Origin of the sequence: Mycobacterium sp. 852002-51057_SCH5723018 (assembly GCF_001667035.1) — a bacterium.
Taxonomy (GTDB): domain Bacteria; phylum Actinomycetota; class Actinomycetes; order Mycobacteriales; family Mycobacteriaceae; genus Mycobacterium.
Genome location: NZ_LZIR01000108.1, coordinates 41,201 through 60,620, shown reverse-complemented (window position 1 = coordinate 60,620; position 19,420 = coordinate 41,201). Strand labels below are relative to the sequence as shown.

Annotated in this window: 20 protein-coding genes; 10 read left to right on the top strand and 10 right to left on the bottom strand. The window is 69.6% G+C overall.

Annotated elements, in window-relative coordinates; genetic code table 11:
- Positions 1 to 20: 20 nt before the first annotated feature.
- Positions 21 to 635 (top strand): hypothetical protein, encoded by a 615-nt coding sequence (locus A5764_RS21770; RefSeq protein WP_067117022.1) that lies wholly within the window; start codon positions 21 to 23, stop codon positions 633 to 635.
- Between the two features lie 64 nt (positions 636 to 699).
- Here A5764_RS21770 and A5764_RS21765 read toward each other — a convergent pair whose 3' ends face one another.
- Positions 700 to 1,050: a hypothetical protein gene (locus A5764_RS21765; protein ID WP_067117020.1), complete on the bottom strand. Its 351-nt coding sequence runs from the start codon at positions 1,048 to 1,050 to the stop codon at positions 700 to 702.
- 197 nt (positions 1,051 to 1,247) lie between these two features.
- Between A5764_RS21765 and A5764_RS21760 the strand changes: the two genes are divergently transcribed.
- Positions 1,248 to 2,639 carry an NAD(P)/FAD-dependent oxidoreductase gene (locus A5764_RS21760; protein WP_067117018.1) on the top strand — a complete coding sequence of 464 codons (1,392 nt, stop codon included), beginning with the start codon at positions 1,248 to 1,250 and terminating at the stop codon, positions 2,637 to 2,639.
- Here A5764_RS21760 and A5764_RS21755 read toward each other — a convergent pair.
- From A5764_RS21755 to A5764_RS21735, 5 genes are read right to left on the bottom strand one after another with little or no spacing between them, the layout of a single operon-like run.
- Entirely contained in the window at positions 2,636 to 3,874 is a 1,239-nt protein-coding gene (locus A5764_RS21755) for an O-succinylhomoserine sulfhydrylase (protein ID WP_067117016.1), read from the bottom strand. The two genes, A5764_RS21760 and A5764_RS21755, sit on opposite strands and share 4 nt — an antisense overlap.
- Before the next feature lie 18 nt (positions 3,875 to 3,892).
- On the bottom strand, positions 3,893 to 4,315 hold the full coding sequence (locus tag A5764_RS21750) for a rhodanese-like domain-containing protein (RefSeq protein WP_067117014.1): 423 nt from the start codon (positions 4,313 to 4,315) through the stop codon (positions 3,893 to 3,895).
- Entirely contained in the window at positions 4,312 to 5,586 is a 1,275-nt protein-coding gene (purT, locus tag A5764_RS21745; RefSeq protein ID WP_067117012.1) for a formate-dependent phosphoribosylglycinamide formyltransferase, read from the bottom strand. The genes A5764_RS21750 and purT overlap by 4 nt, the downstream gene beginning before the upstream one ends.
- Before the next feature lie 43 nt (positions 5,587 to 5,629).
- Positions 5,630 to 6,277 carry a PaaI family thioesterase gene (locus A5764_RS21740; protein WP_067117010.1) on the bottom strand — a complete coding sequence of 216 codons (648 nt, stop codon included), beginning with the start codon at positions 6,275 to 6,277 and terminating at the stop codon, positions 5,630 to 5,632.
- Positions 6,274 to 7,572 carry an adenylosuccinate synthase gene (locus A5764_RS21735; RefSeq protein WP_067117007.1) on the bottom strand — a complete coding sequence of 433 codons (1,299 nt, stop codon included), beginning with the start codon at positions 7,570 to 7,572 and terminating at the stop codon, positions 6,274 to 6,276. Before A5764_RS21735 ends, A5764_RS21740 begins: the two co-directional genes overlap by 4 nt.
- Positions 7,573 to 7,653: 81 nt before the next feature.
- Here A5764_RS21735 and A5764_RS21730 point away from each other — a divergent pair, with 81 nt between their 5' ends.
- From A5764_RS21730 to A5764_RS21715, 4 genes are all read left to right on the top strand, one after another.
- On the top strand, positions 7,654 to 8,301 hold the full coding sequence (locus tag A5764_RS21730; RefSeq protein ID WP_067117004.1) for a peptidase M50: 648 nt from the start codon (positions 7,654 to 7,656) through the stop codon (positions 8,299 to 8,301).
- Between the two features lie 39 nt (positions 8,302 to 8,340).
- Entirely contained in the window at positions 8,341 to 8,742 is a 402-nt protein-coding gene (locus A5764_RS21725; RefSeq protein ID WP_067117001.1) for a DoxX family protein, read from the top strand.
- Between the two features lie 83 nt (positions 8,743 to 8,825).
- Complete coding sequence (locus A5764_RS21720) at positions 8,826 to 9,608, top strand: site-2 protease family protein (protein ID WP_067116998.1); 783 nt, start codon at positions 8,826 to 8,828, stop codon at positions 9,606 to 9,608.
- Positions 9,609 to 9,650: 42 nt separating this feature from the next.
- The gene (locus tag A5764_RS21715; protein WP_067116995.1) at positions 9,651 to 10,550 is read left to right on the top strand and encodes a cation diffusion facilitator family transporter; all 900 of its coding nucleotides are present in this window, start codon (positions 9,651 to 9,653) and stop codon (positions 10,548 to 10,550) included.
- Between the two features lie 17 nt (positions 10,551 to 10,567).
- Here the strand turns inward: A5764_RS21715 and A5764_RS21710 are convergent, their stop codons facing one another.
- Entirely contained in the window at positions 10,568 to 10,981 is a 414-nt protein-coding gene (locus A5764_RS21710; RefSeq protein ID WP_067117115.1) for a DUF3151 domain-containing protein, read from the bottom strand.
- Positions 10,982 to 11,028: 47 nt separating this feature from the next.
- On the opposite strand from A5764_RS21710, the gene A5764_RS21705 reads away from it, so the two are divergent.
- Positions 11,029 to 11,850 carry a hypothetical protein gene (locus tag A5764_RS21705; RefSeq protein WP_067116991.1) on the top strand — a complete coding sequence of 274 codons (822 nt, stop codon included), beginning with the start codon at positions 11,029 to 11,031 and terminating at the stop codon, positions 11,848 to 11,850.
- A gap of 49 nt (positions 11,851 to 11,899) precedes the next feature.
- On the opposite strand, the gene fbaA is transcribed toward A5764_RS21705, so the two are convergent.
- Positions 11,900 to 12,937 (bottom strand): class II fructose-bisphosphate aldolase, encoded by a 1,038-nt coding sequence (gene fbaA, locus A5764_RS21700; RefSeq protein ID WP_067116989.1) that lies wholly within the window; start codon positions 12,935 to 12,937, stop codon positions 11,900 to 11,902.
- Positions 12,938 to 12,995: 58 nt separating this feature from the next.
- Here fbaA and A5764_RS21695 point away from each other — a divergent pair, with 58 nt between their 5' ends.
- On the top strand, positions 12,996 to 13,706 hold the full coding sequence (locus tag A5764_RS21695; RefSeq protein WP_067116986.1) for a VTT domain-containing protein: 711 nt from the start codon (positions 12,996 to 12,998) through the stop codon (positions 13,704 to 13,706).
- On the opposite strand, the gene A5764_RS21690 is transcribed toward A5764_RS21695, so the two are convergent.
- Both A5764_RS21690 and A5764_RS21685 read right to left on the bottom strand, forming a co-directional pair.
- The gene (locus A5764_RS21690) at positions 13,668 to 15,614 is read right to left on the bottom strand and encodes an acetoacetate--CoA ligase (RefSeq protein ID WP_067116984.1); all 1,947 of its coding nucleotides are present in this window, start codon (positions 15,612 to 15,614) and stop codon (positions 13,668 to 13,670) included. The two genes, A5764_RS21695 and A5764_RS21690, sit on opposite strands and share 39 nt — an antisense overlap.
- Positions 15,611 to 16,753 (bottom strand): glycoside hydrolase family 76 protein, encoded by a 1,143-nt coding sequence (locus A5764_RS21685; RefSeq protein ID WP_067116982.1) that lies wholly within the window; start codon positions 16,751 to 16,753, stop codon positions 15,611 to 15,613. Before A5764_RS21685 ends, A5764_RS21690 begins: the two co-directional genes overlap by 4 nt.
- Before the next feature lie 47 nt (positions 16,754 to 16,800).
- Between A5764_RS21685 and A5764_RS21680 the strand changes: the two genes are divergently transcribed.
- Both A5764_RS21680 and A5764_RS21675 read left to right on the top strand, forming a co-directional pair.
- Positions 16,801 to 17,292 carry a (2Fe-2S)-binding protein gene (locus A5764_RS21680; protein ID WP_197501664.1) on the top strand — a complete coding sequence of 164 codons (492 nt, stop codon included), beginning with the start codon at positions 16,801 to 16,803 and terminating at the stop codon, positions 17,290 to 17,292.
- Entirely contained in the window at positions 17,285 to 19,417 is a 2,133-nt protein-coding gene (locus A5764_RS21675; protein WP_067116977.1) for a molybdopterin cofactor-binding domain-containing protein, read from the top strand. The genes A5764_RS21680 and A5764_RS21675 overlap by 8 nt, the downstream gene beginning before the upstream one ends.
- Positions 19,418 to 19,420: the final 3 nt, after the last annotated feature.

The following is a 19,420-nucleotide window of genomic DNA, read 5'->3' as shown; positions in this document are numbered from 1 at the left end:
CACAAGATCGGGAGATAGTCATGAGGGTTATCGCGTATCGAATCGGCGTGCTGCTCGCCGGGTGTGTGCTGTCGTTGGCCGCGATGCCGGCGGCGGGTGCAGACCCCGTCACGCTGCCGCCGATGACTGCGGGCGGCGGCGGGCCGATCATCGGCGGCGGCAACAACGCCGGGATCGCGCAGCAGCTGACGGGCTTCGGCAAACCGGACGTGCAAGAGATCGACGGTTCGGATGCGGCACAATTCATCACGGCCGCCGCGGCGGTGAGTAACCCGCAGCTTGCGGCACCCTTCGGGCTCCTCAAGCGGGCGTTGGCCTGCCAGACCAATAACGCAGGGTTCGGGGCGCGCGCTTACCGGCGCAACGACGGGCAATGGGGTGGCGCGATGCTGGTCGCCGCCAAGAGCGCAACACCGAACGTCGACGCCCTGGCCAGCTGCGGCAGAACCAACTGGCGCAGACCCACGGCGGGTTCGGACACCGCCATGTGCAACAGCGGCTGGACCACGCCGAACTCCTTCTCCAGCCGCGAGGGCGGCGAAGCGTATTACATCCTGCTCGCCGGCACTGCCGACGACTTCTGCACCACCCTGAACGGCAAGTACAAGACCAACGCCGCCACCTGGCCATTCTGAGCCGGGGCGGACACCGGCAAATCGACTGCGCCACAGCGGGTTTGGTGATGGCGCCGCCACCCGGTCAGCTGACACAACCCGGGCACGGACCAGGGTCGCCCTCGATAATCATCGGGCCCACTTGCCGATTCACGCCGCCATTGGTCACCCAGGGCGCGGAATGCGGTCCGATCTGGCCGATCATGAAGTGATGGCAGGAGTTCATGTCCCAATTCGGCCCGCTGCCGGGCATCGGCAGGGGCATCCCCGGACACCACACGGCGCTGCACGCCATCCCGTTGCACACGCCGATCGGATAGCTGAAGGCGTGGGCGGTCCCGGCGCCGAATCCCAAGGCGGCCAGCGCGGCGGTGCCGGACAGCACCGCGCCGGCGGCGAAACGCCGAATGAACCGGCCGTTGCGGGCGCTCTTCATATCACAAATTCCTTTCGCTTTACGTCCGAAGCCACAGGCTTGGCGTGGTGGTGGCCCCAGTAAACAGCGATCGGCTTGCCTACCGATCCCAAAAAATAGTTACGTCTGATCGACGACGGGGAACTCTTCGCGCGTTGTGGCTCGTGCAGCCGTACGGTGGACATGCGCTGCGGGAAACGAAACCAAAAGGGGTAAGTATGTCGCGCCATCGCGTCGTCATCATCGGGAGCGGATTCGGCGGATTGACGGCGGCCAAGGCGCTAAAGCGGGCTCCCAAAGGATGCGAGCTCGACGTCACCCTGATCTCGAGAACGACCACCCACCTCTTCCAGCCGCTGCTGTATCAGGTGGCCACCGGGATCCTTTCGGAGGGCGACATCGCCCCCACCACGAGGCTGATCCTGCGTGGGCAGCGCAATGTGCGGGTGTTGCTCGGTGAGGTCACCGGGGTCGACCTCACGGCGCGAACCGTCACGTCGAAGTTGGTGGACATCGAGACGGTGACGCCGTACGACAGCCTCATCGTGGCCGCCGGCTCGCAGCAGTCCTACTTCGGCAACGACGAATTCGCCACCTTTGCGCCGGGGATGAAGACCATCGACGATGCGCTGGAGCTGCGCGGCCGCATCCTCGGCGCGTTCGAGGTCGCCGAGGTGGCCACCGACCCCGCCGAACGGGAACGCCGCCTCACGTTCGTGGTGGTGGGCGCGGGGCCGACCGGCGTGGAGGTGGCCGGGCAGATCGTCGAACTGGCCGAGCGCACCCTGGCCGGCGCGTTTCGCACCATCAAGCCCAGCGAATGCCGGGTGATCCTGCTCGACGCGGCGCCCGCGGTGCTGCCGCCGATGGGTCCGAAGCTGGGGCTCAAGGCGCAGCGGCGGCTGGAAAAGATGGGCGTCGAGATCCAGCTCAATGCAATGGTGAGCGCCGTCGACTACAAGGGCATCACAATCAAGGAGAAGGACGGCGGGGAGCGTCGCATCGAAACCGCGTGCAAGGTGTGGGCGGCCGGTGTCCAGGCCAGCTCGCTGGGCAAGATGATTGCCGATCAGTCCGACGGAACCGAAACCGACCGCGCCGGACGGGTGATCGTCGAGCCCGATCTCACCGTCAAGGGGCACCCCAACGTCTTCATCATCGGCGACCTGATGTCGGTGCCCGGCGTGCCCGGCATGGCGCAGGGTGCGATCCAGGGAGCGCACTACGCCACCAAGGCGATCAAGCACGAACTCAAGGGGCAGGCCGACCCGGCAAACCGCAAGCCGTTCAAGTACTTCGACAAGGGCAGCATGGCCACGGTGTCGCGGTTCAGCGCCGTGGCGCAGGTGGGCAAGTTCGAGTTCGGCGGCTTCCTCGCCTGGTTGGCCTGGCTGGTGCTGCACCTGTACTACCTGGTCGGCCACCGCAACCGCATCGCCGCCCTCTTTGCGTGGGGGATCTCCTTCCTGGGTCGCACCCGTGGGCAGATGGCCATCACCAGCCAGATGATTTACGCCAGGCTCGCCATGAACATGGTGCGGGAGAGAGCCGAGGAAGGGACGTTGGCGGCCGCCGAACGCGCCGAGGAGGCCGAGCGCCAAGCCGGCTAGCTCAGGGCCTGATCGATGTCGGCGATCAGGTCGTCGGTGCCTTCCAGCCCGACGGAGATGCGAACCACGTTGTCTCCCAACCCGATCGCGGCGCGACCCTCCGGGCCCATGGCGCGGTGCGTCGTGGTTGCGGGGTGAGTGATCAGCGATTTGGCGTCGCCGAGATTGTTCGAGATGTCGATCAGCTGCAGCTTGTCGAGCACTTCGAACGCCCGCCGCTTGGCTGTGCCTTCGGGCTCCGTCGGGACCCTGAGCGCGAAGGTGATCACCGTCCCGCCGCCGGACATCTGACGTTTGGCCAGGTCGTGCTGCGGGTGCGATGCCAGGTACGGGTAGCGCACCCAACTCACCGCCGGATGGGTCTCGAGGAATTCCGCGATCCGGTGCGCCGAGGAATTGCTGTGCTCGACCCGAACGGCCATCGTTTCAAGGCCTTTCAGCAACACCCAGGCGTTGAATGCGCTCATCGCAGGGCCGGTGTGCCGCATCAGCTTCTGCACCGGGCCGTCGATGTACTCCTTGTCGCCGAGGATGGCGCCGCCCAGCACCCGGCCCTGACCGTCGATGTGTTTGGTGCCCGAGTACACCACCACGTCAACGCCCAGCGGAAAACCCTGTTGCAGCAGCGGTGTGGCAAAAACGTTGTCCAGCACCACTTTTGCGCCCGCGGCGTGGGCCAGCTCGGTCACCGCGGCGATATCGACCAGCGATTGCATCGGGTTCGACGGGGTCTCGAAGAACACCGCCGCGGTGGGCTCGGAGCGGTCGGCCAGCGCCTTTTCCCATTGCGACAGGTCGTCGCCGTCGACGAAGACGGTCTGCACGCCCCACCGCGGCAGGATCTCGTTGCACACCACGAAACACGACCCGAACAGGCTGCGCGCCGCGACCAGCCGGTCACCGGCGGCCAGCAGCGCGCCCAGTGAGGTGAACACCGCGGCCATGCCGCTGGCGGTGGCGAACGCCGCGGGCGCCCCCTCGATCAGGCGCAGCCGCTCCTCGAACATCGTCACCGTCGGGTTGCCGTACCGTGAGTAGACGAAGTGGTCCAGCTCGCCGGTGAACGAGCGCTCCGCGACGGCCGCCGATTCGTAGACGTAGCCGGACGTCAAGAACATCGCCTCGGCGGTCTCTTCGAAGCCGGACCGCAGCAGCCCGCCGCGCACGCCGATGGTGGCCTGGCTGACGCCGTCGGGCAGCTCCTTGGGCGTGCGGACCGAGGGGCCGTCGGTCATTGCGGCTTCATCCCCGTTTCATCCCTGCTTCCAGGGCAACCCCACCGCGCGCCAGCCCGTTTCGCCGCGATGCCCGGTCGCGCCCAGGTGACCTTCGAAACCGTCCAGCACGTTGTAGGCCGGGGCGATGCCCGCCTCGGTCGCCGCCTCGGCCGCGCCGATCGAGCGGTTGCCCGAGCGACACAAGAAGACCACCGGCCGCTCCTCGTCGGCTTGGGCGGGTGGGACCTGCTCCCGCAGCTCGTCGACGAAGTTCTCGTTGCGCCTGCCGTCGTTCGAATTCCACTCGATGTAGACCACCTCGCGGCCCATGCTGGACAGGTCGGGGACTCCGACGAATCGCCATTCGGCGTCGGTTCGGACGTCGACCAACACGGCGCGGGGGTTATCGCTGAGTAGCTTCCACGCCTCGAGAGGCGTGATGTCTCCTGCGTAGCTCACCCGCCCGAGTCTCGCATATTCAGGGCCGACGCCACCTGTCGGGCGCGGTCGCGGGCGGTCCGCACATCGGGCGCCGTGGCCAGTGCAACGCCCAGCTTGTGGGCGGACGGCGATCCCAGCCCGAAGACGCGGAGGTCGCTTTCCGGGACCGCCAGCGCGGCCGTCAGCGCGGCGGCGGTGGGAGACCCGGCGCCGGGGCCGGGCTCTATCCGGTGGGCGGCGCCCGGCGACATCATCATCGTGTCCAGCGGCAACCCGAGGATGGCGCGGGCCTGCAGCTCGAACGCCGAAAGCCGCTGGCTCCGCAGGGTCACCCAGGCGCTCGGGTGCGGGCGGGCGGTGACGTCGGCGAAGTACACCTCGTCGCCTTTGATCATCAATTCGACGGCGAAGACGCCGCGGCCGCCGAGCGCCTTGACGATCCGCGCGGCGATCGACTTGGCCGCGTCCACCGCGGCCGCGCTCATCTGCTGGGGCTGCCAGGATTCCAGCACCACACCGTCGGCGTCGCGATGGCCGATGGGTGAGCAGAACTCGATCTGCGGACCGTTCGGGCCTTCGCTGCGCACCACGATCAGGGTGACGTCAAACTCGACCTCGACCACGGTTTCGGCCATCGCGCGCTGCCGTGCCCCCGGTCCGCTGCCGACCGCGCGCCGCCAGGCCGGCTCGACGTCGTCGGGTCCGGCGACCACGGAGTGCCCGCGCCCGGACACCGGCTTCACCAGCAACGGAAACCCGGCGTGTGTGGCCACCGCCTGCAGTTCGCCGACCGAGCCGACGAACCAGAACGGCGCGGTCGGCAGGCCCAGCTCGTCGGCGGCCAGCCGGCGCAGGGCCTCCCGGTCGGCGGTGAGCCGGGCGGTGCGCGCGTTGGGCACCAGTTCGGGGCGATCGCGCTCCTGCCCCGCGGCCAGCGCGTCGAGGGCATCCACGGCGATCGCGCCGGTGGCGGTCACGACGAAGTCCGGCCGCAGCCGCCCGATCGCGGCGGACACCTCGCCGGGATCGGTCAACGGGATGGTCAGCGACTCGTCCGCCACCCCGTGGGCGGGCGAATGCGGTCGCTCGCGGTCATCTTCCGCGGCGATCACCTGGGCGCCGAGGTGGCGCAGGGCGACCGCCAGCTCCCGGCTGAGCTCGCCGGACCCCAGCAACATCACCCGAGTCCGGGCCGCGGCCTGGGATTCGGGCTGGGCTTCGGGCGCCGGCTCGGGCACGGTGAGCGCCGTCGTCTTCTCGTCCTGTCCGTCGGTCGGGGGGTCAGTCACCGCTCAAGGATAGGTCCGCCGCGAGCGGGGGCGGCGCACCTTCTCAGGGCTGGCCGGGCAGCAGCCGCACCATCAGGCCGTTGGCCTCGGCCAACAGGGCGTCGTCTGCATCGACCAATTCCGCGGACACGAACGCCTTGCGGCCCTCGGCGCTGGTGACGCGGCCCCGCATCAGCAACGGCGCATCGATCGGGGTGATCTTGCGGTAGTCGACGTGCAGGAACGCCGTCCGGCTGATCGGCCGCCCCGCGGCGTGGCTGATCATCCCGAACAGGTGGTCAAACAGCAGCGGCAGCACGCCGCCGTGCACCGCGTGATTGCCGCCGACGTGAAAGCGGCTGAAGTGTCCGGTCATTTCGACGCCGTCGGGCGCATACCGGGCCAGACTCCACGGCGGCAGCAGCAGGCTGCCCATGCCGGGCAGGTCGGGCGTCCGCCCGGCCGGCGCCTTGCCCTCCTCGGCCTGATACTGACCCAGCAGCTCCACCAGCGCCGCGGCGCGGTCGGCCGCCTCGTCCCATACGTCTTGAGCGTCGTCGCCGGGGTCGGCGGACACGGCCAGGTCCTGCAGCCGGCGCATGGCCGCGACGAACCGGCCGAATCCCGGCCCCGGGGTGGCCGGGGCGTATTCCGGAAAGCCGCCGTGATGTTCGTAGTCGGGATCGAGTTGTCGCGGATCGAAATCCGTCACGGGCGGGCCGCCAGGACGTCGCGGCGCACGATGGTCTGATCGCGTCCGGGACCGACGCCGATGCACGAGATGTGTGCTCCGGCAAGCTCTTCCAGCCGCAACACGTAGTCGCGCGCCTTGGCGGGCAGGTCGTCGAACTCGCGCGCGTCCGAGATGTCCTCCCACCAACCCGGCAGTTCCTCGTAGATCGGCTCCGCGCGGGCGAGATCGCTTTGGGTCATCGGCATGTCATAAGTGGGCGTCCCGTCGATCCGATAGCCGACGCACACCGGCACCGTCTCCAGGCTGGACAGCACGTCGAGCTTGGTCAGGAAGAAGTCGGTGATGCCGTTGACCCGGGTGGCGTAGCGGGCGATCACGGCGTCGAACCAGCCGCAGCGCCGGCGCCGCCCGGTGGTGACACCGAATTCGCCGCCCGTCTTGGACAGGTACTCGCCGTACTCGTCGAACAGCTCGGTGGGGAACGGGCCCGAGCCCACGCGGGTGGTGTATGCCTTGAGGATGCCCAGCACGGTCGTGATGCGCGTCGGGCCGATCCCGGACCCGACGGCCGCGCCACCCGCCGTCGGATTCGACGACGTCACATAGGGATACGTGCCGTGGTCGACGTCGAGCAGGGTGCCCTGCGAGCCCTCCAGCAAGACCGTTTCGCCGGCCTCCAGTGCGGTGTTGAGCAGCCGGCGGGTGTCGGCGATGCGGTGCTTGAATCCCTTCGCCTGTTGCAGCAGCGCCTCGACCACCTGGTAGGGATCCAGCGCCTTGCGGTTGTAAACCTTGACCAGGATCTGGTTCTTGAGTTCCAGCGCGGCCTCGATCTTGTGGGTCAGCTGTTCGGGGTCGAACACGTCGGCGACCCGGATCCCCATGCGGGCGATCTTGTCCTGGTAGCACGGCCCGATGCCGCGGCCCGTGGTGCCGATCTTCTTGTTGCCCATGTAGCGCTCGGTCACCTTGTCGATGGCCACGTGATAGGGCAGCAGCAGGTGAGCGTCGGCCGAGATCAGCAGCTTGGAGGTGTCCACGCCGCGGTCTTCGAGGCCTTCGAGCTCGTCGAGCAGCACCCCGGGGTCGACCACCACGCCGTTGCCGATCACGTTGGTGACGCCGGGCGTCAGCACGCCGGACGGGATCAGGTGCAGCGCGAAATGTTCGCCGCTGGGCAGGACGACGGTATGCCCGGCGTTGTTGCCGCCCTGGTAGCGCACCACCCACTGCACGCGCCCGCCGAGCAGGTCAGTGGCCTTACCTTTGCCCTCGTCACCCCATTGGGCGCCGATGAGGACGACTGCCGGCATGACTTTGCTCCCACCTGATTGCGCCTGTCTATTGTGGTCCAGCCGGTGACCCAGACTATCCCAGGAGGTAGCGAGGAACGCATGAATGGCGTGGCCGTGGCCGTGGTCGTGTTCGGCGGTCGTCGGGTGCCGGGGGCCCTGAGCGGCCTGCCGACCCATCGGGCCGACGGCGCGGACGATGTCGACGCCGCGATCGGGCCACACCAGCGGCTGGTGGTGGTCGGCGGCGACGCCGACCTGGCCGCCGTGCTGAGCCGGTTGCTGCGCGCCGAGCGGCTCGACATCGAGGTGGCGTACGTGCCGCGGCGCCGCACCCCGGCGACCCGGGTGTACCGGCTGCCGGCCGGACGGCGCGCGGCGCGGCGCGCCCGGCGCGGCTCCGCCCGGCGGGTGACGCTGATCCGCGACGAGACCGGGTCGGCGATCGTGGGCCGGGCCTGCTGGCTGCCCGCCGACGACCGGCGGCTGCTCCACGGGGAGGCGGTGGTCGACGACGTCACGTTGTTCGACGGCGAGGTCGCCGCAGTGTGGGTCGAGCCGACGCCGGCGATGCCGGGCCTGCGGGCGTCGGTGCGGAGCGGGATCTGGCGCCGATGGGTCGCCGGCCGCGCCGCCCAGCTGGGCAGCACCGGTGTCACCGTGGTGCGCGACGGGGTCGCGGCGCCGCGGGCGGCGCGCCGATCGACGTTCTACCGCCACGTGGAGGGCTGGCTGCTGGTCACATCGTGAGGCCGACGGGTGTCGAAGGGTGTGAGGAGGCTTTGCCGAATGACACCTTCCGCTTCCGGTCGCCGCACCTGGATCTACTGGACCGCAACCGCCGCGCTGGCCGCCGAGTGTTTCGCGGGCGGGGTGATGGGGGCCCTGCGCCTGCAGCCGTTCACGCGCGTCGTGACCCATCTCGGGTATCCGCTGTATTTCATGACCATTCTCGGCGTCTGCTACGTCGCGGCCGGCGTCGTACTTCTGGCACCGCGTTTGCCCCTGATCAAGGAGTGGGCATACGCGGGTCTGATGTTCATCTACGTCGGGGCCACGGCCTCGCATGTCTGGGTCGGCGATGGGGCCAAGACGCTGATGGGTCCCCTGATCTTCGCGGGACTGGCCGTAGTCTCCTGGTCGCTGCGCCCGCGACAGCGGCGGGAATCCAGACGGGACTGGCGATCGTGAACAGAACGGTGGCCCTCCGGCTGCTCGGTCACGGCTGCGGCGTTGGTCGCCCCGCATCGCGCAAGGTCCGGTAATTTCGAGCGGTGAGCTTCGGCGCCCGGCAACACGAATCGGTGCGACCCAGTCCCATCTTCTTGGGCCTGGTCGGGGTGACGGCGGTCGGCGGCGTGCTGGCCTGGCTGGCGGGGTCCAGCGTGCGGCCGCTGTCCTATGCCGGGGTGTTCATCTTCGTGATCGCCGGCTGGCTGGTTTCGCTGTGCCTGCACGAATTCGGGCACGCGATGACGGCGTGGCGCTTCGGCGACCACGACGTCGCGGTGCGCGGCTACCTGACGCTGGATCCACGGCGCTACAGCCACCCCGCGCTGTCGCTGCTGCTGCCGATGGTGGTCATCGCCCTGGGCGGGATCGGCCTGCCGGGTGCCGCGGTGTACGTGCGGACCTGGTTCATGACGCCCACCCGCCGCAGCCTGGTCAGCCTGGCGGGACCGGCGGCCAACCTGGCGCTCGCGGTGCTGCTGCTGGTGCTGACCCGGCTGCTGTACGACCCGGCCCACGCGGTGCTGTGGGCAGGGGTAGCCTTCCTGGGATTCCTCCAGCTCACGGCGTTGTTGCTGAACCTGCTGCCCATTCCGGGGCTGGACGGGTACGACGCCCTGGAACCCCACCTGAGCCCCCAGACGCAGCGCGCGCTGGCGCCGGCCAAGCAGTACGGCTTCCTCATCCTGCTGTTTCTGCTTTTGGCGCCGGTGGTCAACCAGTGGTTCTTCGGGCTCGTGCTGTGGTTGTTCGACTTCTCCGGTGTGCCGCACCGGCTGGCCGGCGCCGGCAACTCGCTGACCCGCTTCTGGAGCGCCTGGTTCTAGCCCTTGCAATATATGCGCGCTTACGCATATATTGCAAGGGCTATGGGAGCCGGCCACAATCACACCCCCGCCGAGGCTGGCTCGTCTCGGGTGATCCCCCGCATGATCATCGCCGCGGCGATCCTGGCGGCATTCTTCGTCGTGGAGTTGACCACATCGTTGCTGATCAACTCGATCGCGCTGCTGGCCGATGCCGGACACATGCTGACCGACGTCGTCGCGGTCTTCATGGGCCTGGCCGCCGTCATCCTCGCCCAGCGCGGCAGCTCGTCGCCGGCGCGGACCTATGGCTGGCATCGGGCGGAGGTCTTCACGGCCGTCGCCAACGCCGCGCTGCTGATCGGGGTGGCGCTGTTCATCCTCTACGAGGCCATCGAGCGGCTCAAGGAAGCCCCGTCCGTTCCCGGCGTGCCGATGATCGCGGTGGCGCTGGCCGGCCTGGCCGCCAATTTCGTGGTGGCGCTGCTGCTTCGTTCCCACTCCGAGGGAAGCCTGGCGGTCAAGGGCGCCTACATGGAGGTCGTCGCCGACACCGTCGGCAGCCTGGGCGTGCTGATCGCCGGCATCGTCACCGTGACCACGCACTGGCCCTACGCCGACGTGGTGGTCGCCGTGCTGGTCGCCCTGTGGGTCCTGCCCCGCGCGGTTTCGCTGGCCCGCGCGGCGCTGCGGATCCTTTCCGAAACGTCGCCGGCCCACATCGACGTCGAGGAGCTGCGCACCGCGCTGGGTGCCGTCGACGGCGTGACCGACGTGCACGACCTGCACGTATGGACGCTGTCGCCCGGCAAGGACATGTGCACCGCGCACCTGACCAGCGACGCCGACTCCGCCCGCGTGTTGCACGACGCCCGCGCGGTGCTGTCGGCGCGCGGGCTGGACCACGCCACCGTGCAGATCGAGTCGCCCGACCGCAAGGGCGGCTGCACGGAGACGTTCTAGGACGTTCTAGAGCCCCTCTAGAGCCCTAACGCCGCGCGGGCCGCGGGGTCGCAGTCGTCGAGCAGGTCCACGCAGCGCAGGAACTCGTCGGTCTCGCCGATCGCGTCGGCGGCGCGCGCCAGCGCCGCGACACAACGCAGGAAACCGCGGTTGGGTTCGTGGGCGTACGGCACGGGGCCGAACCCCTTCCAGCCGTTGCGCCGCAGCTGGTCCAGGCCGCGGTGGTAGCCGGTGCGGGCATACGCGTAGGCCGTGACGGCCCTGTCCTCAGCCATTGCTTCCTCGGCGAGCGCAGCCCACGCGACCGACGCCGTCGGGTGCGCGGCGGCCACGATGCTCGGGTTTTCGTTGGCCAGCAGCTCCGCTTCGGCTTCGCTGTCGCCCGGCAGCAGGATCGGATCGGGTCCGAGAAGATCTCCCATCGACGTCATGGCGTCTATTTTGCCGTCTACGGGTGCCGGGTCGCTAAGCTTCACCCATGCCTAATGCACCCGGGCCTGAGTTCGATCCACAGGAATCCCGCGGCGAGCCGGGCGACGAGCGGGCCGTCGAGCCGGCCGAAGAGGTCCCGATGGTGCCCAGGGACGCCGAGACAGAGACCGTGGTGATCAACAAGGCCGACCCGCGCAGCGATCCCGAGCCGGCCGGAGGCCAGCAGCGCGAACGTCGTTTCACCGCACCCGGTTTCGACGCGAAGGAGACGGCGATCATCGCCACTCCGCAGGAGCCGGCCACCGAAGTCTTCGCCTCGCCGCCGGGAGCCGACGGCGCGACCCAACAGTTCGGCATTCCTTCCAAAGCCGCTGTGCCGCAGTCGATTCCGCCGCGGCTGGGCGCGAAGCTACGTACGTCGCGGCAATTCAACTGGGGCTGGGTGCTGGCGATCGTGGTGATCGTGCTTGCGCTGGCGGCGATCGCGATCCTGGGCACCGTGCTGCTGACCCGCAGTAAACACCCGAAAGCCTCTGAGGAAGACCAGGTTCGGCACACCATCTCCCAGTACGACGTCGCCGTGCAGCGGGGCGATCTGACCGCGCTGCGCACCATCACCTGCGGGACCGCCCGCGACGGGTACGTCGACTACGACGAACACGCGTGGCAGGAGACCTACCAGCGGGTGTCGGCGGCCAAGCAGTATCCGGTGATCGCCAGCATCGACCAGGTCGTCGTCAACGGCCAGCACGCCGAGGCGAACATCACCACGTTCATGGCCTACGACCCGTCGCTCCGCTCGACCCGCAGCCTCGACCTGCAGTACCGCGACGACCAGTGGAAGATCTGCCAGTCGCCCAGCGGCTAACCCGCTGCCGAGTGTGCAGCCAGTCGCATGTTCGGACCTGGCGGCGCGGCTAGACCGAGCTCACCGACTTTCCGGCGCAGTGCAGGTCGTTGCAGGCCTGCACGACGCGCTCGGTCATCGAGGCCTCGGCCTTCTTGAGGTAGCCGCGCGGGTCGTAGGCCTTCTTGACGCCCACCTCGCCGTCGACCTTGAGCACGCCGTCGTAGTTGGTGAACATGTGACCCGCGATCGGGCGGGTGAAGGCGTACTGGGTGTCGGTGTCGACGTTCATCTTCACCACGCCGTAGCGCAGCGCCTCCTCGATCTCAGACTTCAGCGAGCCCGAACCGCCGTGGAACACGAAGTCGAACGGCTTGGCGTCCTCCGGCAAACCCAGCTTGGCCGCCGCCACCTGCTGGCCCTGGGCCAGCACGTCGGGGCGCAGCTTGACGTTGCCGGGCTTGTAGACGCCGTGGACGTTGCCGAACGTCGCGGCCAGCAGGTACTTGCCGTGCTCGCCGTGCCCCAGCGCGTCGACGGTCCTCTCGAAGTCCTCCGGGGTGGAGTAGAGCTTGTCGTTGATCTCGTTGGCGACGCCGTCCTCCTCGCCCCCCACCACGCCGATCTCGACCTCGAGGATGATCTTGGCGGCCGCAGCCTCCTTGAGCAGCTCCCGGGCGATGGCCAGGTTTTCCTCGATCGGCACCGCGGAGCCGTCCCACATGTGGGATCCGAACAGCGGGTCCTTGCCGGCGGCCACCCGCTCGCCCGAGATCGCCAGCAGCGGCCGCACGTAGGTGTCCAGCTTGTCCTTGGGGCAGTGGTCGGTATGCAGCGCGACGTTGACCGGGTATCGGGCGGCGATGCTGCGGGTGAACTTGGCCAACGCCACCGCTCCGGCCACCATGTCCTTGACCCCGAGGCCGGAGGCGAACTCCGCACCACCGGTGGAGAACTGGATGATGCCGTCGCTGCCGGCGTCGGCGAAGCCCTTGATGGCGGCGTTGACCGTCTCCGAGGACGTGCAGTTGATGGCCGGGAAGGCGTAGGAATTCTCCTTGGCGCGTCGCAGCATCTCGGCGTAGACCTCGGGCGTTGCGATGGGCATGCGTTCCTCCTGGCGACTCGGCCTACCAAGTATCGCAACACCGGTATGTTGAGACACCGTGAGCACCGCCGTGACGGCCCTGCCGGACATCCTCGACCCGATGTACTGGCTGGGCGCCAACGGCGTCTTCGGCTCCGCGGTCCTGCCCGGCATCCTGGTCATCGTCTTCATCGAGACCGGGCTGCTGTTTCCGCTGCTGCCCGGCGAATCGCTGCTGTTCACCGGCGGGCTGCTGGCCGCGCACCCGAACCCGCCGGCGAGCATCTGGGTGCTGGCCCCCGCGGTCGCGGTGGTCGCGATCCTGGGCGACCAAACCGGCTACTTCATCGGGCGGCGGATCGGGCCGGCGCTGTTCAAGAAGGAAGACTCGAGGTTCTTCAAGAAGCACTACGTGAGCGAGTCGCACGCGTTCTTCGAGAAGTACGGGCCGTGGGCGGTCATCCTGGCCCGGTTCGCGCCGTTCGTGCGGACGTTCGTCCCGGTGGTCGCCGGGGTGTCCTACATGCGCTACCCGGTGTTCCTGGGGTTCGATATCGTCGGCGGCATCGCCTGGGGCGGCGGCGCGACACTGGCGGGCTACTTCCTGGGCACCGTGCCGTTCGTGCACCAGAATCTGGAAAAGATCATCCTGGGCATCCTGGTCGTTTCCCTGCTGCCGGCCATGATCGCGGCGTGGCGCGGGTTCCAGGGTCGCCGCCGCGCCGCTCGCTCGGCCAACCAGGAGCCCGACTCAGACGCGACTTCTGCGGTACGCAACGAAAGCGTCTAGCAGCTCCGGCCGGTCGATCGAACTCTGCTGCACCGCCTCACCCGGGGCCGCGCCGAGCAGGATCCGCTTGATCGGGATTTCCAGCCGCTTGCCGGTCAGCGTGCGCGGGATGCCCGGAACCTCGAGCACGTCGTCGGGCACGTGCCGCGGCGAGGCGTGCTGGCGAATGGCCGCCGCGATCCTCGACCGCAGTTCGTCGTCGAGGGTCACGCCCTCGTCGAGAGCCACGAACAGCGGCATCCAATAGCCGCCGTCGTCCTGCTCGACGCCCACCACCAGGCAGTCGCGCACCTCGGGCATGCCCTCTACCGCGTTGTAGATTTCGGCGCTGCCCATCCGAACGCCCATCCGGTTCAGGGTGGCGTCCGAACGGCCGTGTACCACCACCGATCCGCGGTCGGTGATGGTGATCCAGTCTCCGTGACACCACACGCCTGGGTACTTGTCGAAGTAGGCGGCGCGGTAACGGCTGCCGTCGTCGTCGTTCCAGAAGAACACCGGCATCGACGGCATCGGCTTGGTGATCACCAGTTCGCCCTCTTGCCCGATGACCGCATTCCCCTCGCCGGACCAGGATTCGATGGCCGCGCCCAGGCAGATGCTCGACAGCTCGCCCGCCTCCACCGGCAGGATCGGGCAGCCGCCGATGAAGGCCGTGCAGACGTCGGTGCCGCCGCTCATCGAGATCACCGGCACCGAACGGCCGAGCCCCTCGTGCACCCAGCGGAACCCCGAGGCGGGCAGCGGCGAACCCGTCGAACCCACCGCGCGCACCGCGTCCAGCGGGTAGGACGCGCCGGGCTTCAATTGCTCCTTCGCACAAGCCAATAGGTAGCCGGCGCCGGCACCGAGCACCGTGACGCCGGCCTCGGCGGCGACCCGCCACAGGCCGTCGGTGCCCAAATGCGTTGGGCTGCCGTCGTAGAGCACGATGGTGGCGTCGGCCAACAGCCCCGACACCAGCAGGTTCCACATCATCCAGCTGGTGGACGAGTACCACAGGAACCGGTCGCCGGGGTGCAGGTCCAGTTGCAGGCTCAGGTACTTCAGGTGCTCCAGCACGACGCCGCCGTGCCCGTGCACGATGCCCTTCGGCTTCCCGGTGGTTCCGGACGAGAACATCACCCAGAGCGGGTGCGTGAAGGGGACGGCAGTGATGTCGAGGTCGGCCTCGTCGGCGACCGCCGTCGCCCATGCCACGGTGTCGTCGTCGGGGTCCGCGCCGAGCCGCGGCACGACCACGGTGGCCCGCAGCGTGGGCATCGCCCCCCGAATCGTGGCCAGCTCGCCGCGGCGATCAATGCGCTTGCCGCCGTACACCGATCCGTCGGTGGCCACCAGCACGGCGGGCTGCACCTGACCCAATCTGGCTATCACACCGTCGACGGACACGTCCTGATTGCACACCGCCCAGATCGCACCCACGCAGGCCGCGGCCAGGGTGGCGACGACGGCCTCGGGGACGTTCGGGAGGTAGCCGACGACCGCGTCGCCGGGCTGGACGCCCAGCCCGCGCAGGTAGGCCGCGAACGCCGCGGTCTCACGCTGCAGCCGCGCCCACGACCACTCGCTCGAGCCGTCCTCGCCCACGACGATCAGCGCGGGGCGCTCGTCGGTGGCGCGCCGGAACACCTCGGTGGCGTAGTTGATGGTGGCGCCGGGAAACCACTCGGCGCCGGGCATGGCGCGGTTGCCGAGCACCGCGGTCGGCCGGCTGTCGGCCCGGATGTCGAAGAAGTTCCAGACGGCGTCCCAGAACCAGTCGATGTCCTCCACCGACTTGCGCAGGAGTTGGTGATAGTCGCCGTACTGGCCGCGCCCGGTCTCGGCCAGCCAGGCCATGAAGCGGGTGAGGTTGGCCGCGGCCAGCGTTTCGTCATCGGGGGTCCAGCTGCCGGGTCCGGTCATTTCGTCTCGCTCACGGCGGTGACGTTACAGGCGGCCTCCATCAGCATCCACCCCGAAAGCTGCACCGACAGGTCGCGTTCGGCGATCGCCGAGGCGTTGACCGCACCCTCGACGAACTGCGCCTCCTGGCCGGCCCCGGACTTCTGCGGGGGCAGTTCGGCGTCGCGGTCCCAGAACGCGCCGAACAGGGGCAGCCCGTCGACCGTCTGCCGGTTGTCCCACGCCGATTTCGCGCTGGCCAGCACGATGGTGCGGGCGGTGTCGCGGGCCACGGCGTCGTCGGCGGAGTCGCCGGGCAGCGCGGTCGCGACCAGCGCGAGGTACCGCGCGGTGATGCCGCCGAACAGGCCGCCGTCCCCGCCGCCGGCGCCACGCAGTACCCCCGACGGCGCCATGCGCTCGCCGACGGCCGCGACCAGGCGGTGCACCCGCGCCGCGTGCCGGGCCCTGACTTCCGCGCCGGTGCGCGCTGCCAGCTCGGTCTCCAGGCCGAGCACCACGCCCTGGCAGTAGCTGTACTGCGCGCGGACCAGCGAGCCGGCCTTGATACCGTCGAACACCAGGTGCGTCTCCGGGTCGATCAGGGTGCGGTCGATCCAATCGCCCATCTGCTCGGCCCGCTTGAGCCGATCCCCACTGGCGGGATAGCGGGCCAGGAAAATGCCGGCCGGGCCGTTGGCCGGGGCGTTGAAGAACTGGTCCTGCTTGCGCCACGGGATGCCGCCGCCGTCCTCGGGCACCCACGCGTTGACGAACTGCTCGGTGAGCTTGGGCAGCGCCCGCCGCCGCGTGACGCCGGCCAGCCGGTCGGCGCGTTCCAGCGCCAGCGCCAGCCACGCCATGTCGTCGTAGTAGCTGTTGGTCCACCGGAAGTTGTTGCGCAGCCGGTGCGTCCGGACCTGCCGGTTTATCCTGGCGCGCCGGTCCGGCCGCGGATCGCGCAACTGCGCGTCGACCAGGCAATCCAGCAGGTGCGCCTGCCACCAGTAGTGCCAGGTGCCGAACAACCGGTCGCGCCGGGCCGCCGGCCACGCCACCACCCCCAGCTGGGTGCCCGGCAGCGCCCACAGCCGCTTGAAGTGCCTTTGCGCGACAGCGGCTTCGGAGCTGGCCGCCCGGTTGACCCACAGCTGATCCATACCTGTCGATCCTGCCGCATGCGGGCGGCCGGAGGATGCTGGAGCCCGTGACAGAAGACAGGACTTTGACAGATCTGGACGTCAATGGCCGGCGGCACCAGGTTCGCGCCGAAGACGACACACCGCTGCTGTACGTGCTGCGCAACCACCTGAGACTGAAGGGCACGCGGTTCGGCTGCGGGGTGGGGTTGTGCGGCGCGTGTTTCGTGCTGGCCGACGGCCGGCCCATCTACTCGTGTGACACCCCGCTGTGGTCGGTGGCCGGCAAGTCGATCCGCACGGTCGAAGGGCTGGGCGCCGACGGGCAGCCGCACCCGGTGGCCCGCGCCCTGATCGCCGGGCAGGCGGCGCAGTGCGGGTATTGCATGTCGGGCATCGTGGTGGCGGCCGCGGCGCTGCTGGACGCCAAACCCGACCCGACCGAGGCCGAGGTCCGCGCCACGCTGGACCCCAACCTGTGTCGTTGCGGCTCGCACAATCGGGTGGTCGCGGCGGTGCTGAACGCCGCGGCCGAGATGCGGGGATCCGCCGATGCCTGACCTGCCGGAGTCGCTGGCCGCCAATCCCGTTCTCGGCGAATGGGTTCGGATCACCTCCGACGGCGTGATCGAGGTGCGCTCGGGCAAGGTGGAGCTGGGTCAGGGCGTGTTGACGGCGCTGGCGCAGATCGCCGCCGAGGAGCTCGACGTCGACGTCGACCGCGTGCGGATGATCGCCGCGGCCACCGACCGCAGCCCCGACGAGGGCTTCACCGCCGGCAGCCGGTCCATCCAGCAGTCGGGCGCGGCGCTGCGCCAGGCCTGCGCCGAGGCGCGGGCGATCTACCTCGACGCCGCGGCGGCCAAACTGGCCGTGGCGCCCGACGAGCTGGACGTCGCGGACGGCGACATCATCGGACCGGGCGGGCCGGAGAAATTGGCCACCAGCTACTGGGAGCTGGCCGACGACACGCTGCTGGACCGGCCGGCCGACGGGGAGGCCGCGCCCAAGCCGGAGTCGGACTACGCGGTGGTCGGCACCGCCGTCGCGCGGCTCGACCTGCCCGACAAGCTCACCGGGCGGCCGCGCTTCCTGCACGACCTGGAACTGGACGGCCAGCTGTACGGGCGGGTGGTTCGCCCACCGTCGCGCGGCGCAAAGCTGCGTGATCCAGACGCTTTGGACACCAGGCCCACGCTGGCGTTGCCCGGGGTGATCACCGTGGTGCGCGACGGCGAATTCCTCGGGGTGGTGGCCGACCGCGAGGAGGTCGCGGTGCGCGCCGCCGAGCGGCTGCGCCGCGACGCCGCCTGGGACGAGCGGCCGACGCTGCCGGACGAAAACGATCTGCCCGCATTTCTGGTGTCGGCCGCGGCCGAGACCTCGGTGCTCGCGGCCAAGGAGGCCGCCGGTTTGCCGGGGCCAGCGCGGTCACACTCGGCCCGCTACCACCGGCCCTATCTGGCGCACGGGTCGATCGGCCCTTCGTCGGCGGCGGCGCTCTGGTCCGACGACGGCCGCCTGGAGGTCTGGTCGCACAGCCAGGGTGTGCACGCGCTGCGACGGGAACTGGCCGCCGCGCTTGGCCTTTCGGTCGAACGGGTGGTGGTCCGCCACGTCGAAGGGGCCGGGTGCTACGGGCACAACGGCGCCGACGACGCCGCGATGGACGCGGCGTTGCTGGCGCGCGCGGTGCCCGGCCGGCCGGTGCACCTGGTCTGGTCGCGCCCCGACGAACTGGCGTGGGCGCCGCTCGGGCCCGCCGCCGTCGTCGAGATCGCCGCCGATTGCGGCGACGACGGCGCCGTCCTGGGCTGGCACCACGAGATCTTCAGCGGCAGCTACATGGGCCGCCCCGGGACGACGCCGACCAACGCGTTGCTGGCGGCCAGTGAACGCGCCGGCGGTGAGCCGATCCGGGCCGGCGGCGAGCCGCCCGTGCAGTGGGGAGGTGGCGCCGGGCGAAACTCAGTGCCGGGCTATGACTTTCCGTCCTACCGGGTGATCAACCACCTGCTGACCGAGATGCCGCTGCGCACCTCGGCGCTGCGTTCGCTGGGCGCGTTCGTCAATGTCTTTGCGGCGGAGTCGTTTATGGATGAGCTGGCGGCGGCCGCGGGCCGCGATCCGGTCGAGTTCCGGTTGGCGCACCTGTCGGATCCGCGCGGGCGGGCGGTGCTGCAGGCGGCGGCGGTGCGGGCCGGCTGGGCGGACCGGACGCGGGGCGATTCGGTCGGTCATGGCGTTGGGTATGCGCGGTACAAGAATTCGGCCGCCTACTGCGCGGTGGTCGCGGAGGTCGAGGCGGTCGAGGAGGTCCGGGTGCGCCGGCTGGTCATCGCGGTGGACGCGGGGCTGATCATCAATCCCGACGGCGCGGCCAACCAGATCGAGGGCGGCGCCGTGCAGGCCACCAGCTGGACGCTCAAGGAGCGGGTGCGTTTCGACCGCTTCAACGTCACCAGCGACACCTGGGAGACCTACCCGATCCTGCGGTTCTCCGAGGTGCCCGCGGTCGAGGTGGAACTCGTTGGCGGCCAGGGCAATCCGCCGCTCGGCATCGGCGAGTGCGCCCAAGGCCCGACAGCCGCCGCGATCGCCAACGCGGTCTACGATGCGCTTGGTGTGCGGGTTCGGTCACTTCCGCTGACGACCGAGCGGCTCATCGGGGCGATGCCGGATTAGCCG

Bases quoted from the DNA above. Each gene is read 5' to 3' on its own strand.
- A5764_RS21715 (WP_067116995.1), top strand. From the start codon at position 9,651: ATGGGAGCCGGCCACAATCACACCCCCGCCGAGGCTGGCTCGTCTCGG.
- A5764_RS21755 (WP_067117016.1), bottom strand. From the start codon at position 3,874: ATGACCGACGGCCCCTCGGTCCGCACGCCCAAGGAGCTGCCCGACGGC.
- A5764_RS21730 (WP_067117004.1), top strand. From the start codon at position 7,654: ATGAATGGCGTGGCCGTGGCCGTGGTCGTGTTCGGCGGTCGTCGGGTG.
- A5764_RS21765 (WP_067117020.1), bottom strand. From the start codon at position 1,050: ATGAAGAGCGCCCGCAACGGCCGGTTCATTCGGCGTTTCGCCGCCGGC.
- A5764_RS21685 (WP_067116982.1), bottom strand. From the start codon at position 16,753: ATGGATCAGCTGTGGGTCAACCGGGCGGCCAGCTCCGAAGCCGCTGTC.
- A5764_RS21770 (WP_067117022.1), top strand. From the start codon at position 21: ATGAGGGTTATCGCGTATCGAATCGGCGTGCTGCTCGCCGGGTGTGTG.
- A5764_RS21725 (WP_067117001.1), top strand. From the start codon at position 8,341: ATGACACCTTCCGCTTCCGGTCGCCGCACCTGGATCTACTGGACCGCA.
- A5764_RS21705 (WP_067116991.1), top strand. From the start codon at position 11,029: ATGCCTAATGCACCCGGGCCTGAGTTCGATCCACAGGAATCCCGCGGC.
- A5764_RS21675 (WP_067116977.1), top strand. From the start codon at position 17,285: ATGCCTGACCTGCCGGAGTCGCTGGCCGCCAATCCCGTTCTCGGCGAA.
- fbaA (WP_067116989.1), bottom strand. From the start codon at position 12,937: ATGCCCATCGCAACGCCCGAGGTCTACGCCGAGATGCTGCGACGCGCC.
- A5764_RS21735 (WP_067117007.1), bottom strand. From the start codon at position 7,572: ATGCCGGCAGTCGTCCTCATCGGCGCCCAATGGGGTGACGAGGGCAAA.
- A5764_RS21710 (WP_067117115.1), bottom strand. From the start codon at position 10,981: ATGACGTCGATGGGAGATCTTCTCGGACCCGATCCGATCCTGCTGCCG.
- A5764_RS21690 (WP_067116984.1), bottom strand. From the start codon at position 15,614: ATGACCGGACCCGGCAGCTGGACCCCCGATGACGAAACGCTGGCCGCG.
- A5764_RS21760 (WP_067117018.1), top strand. From the start codon at position 1,248: ATGTCGCGCCATCGCGTCGTCATCATCGGGAGCGGATTCGGCGGATTG.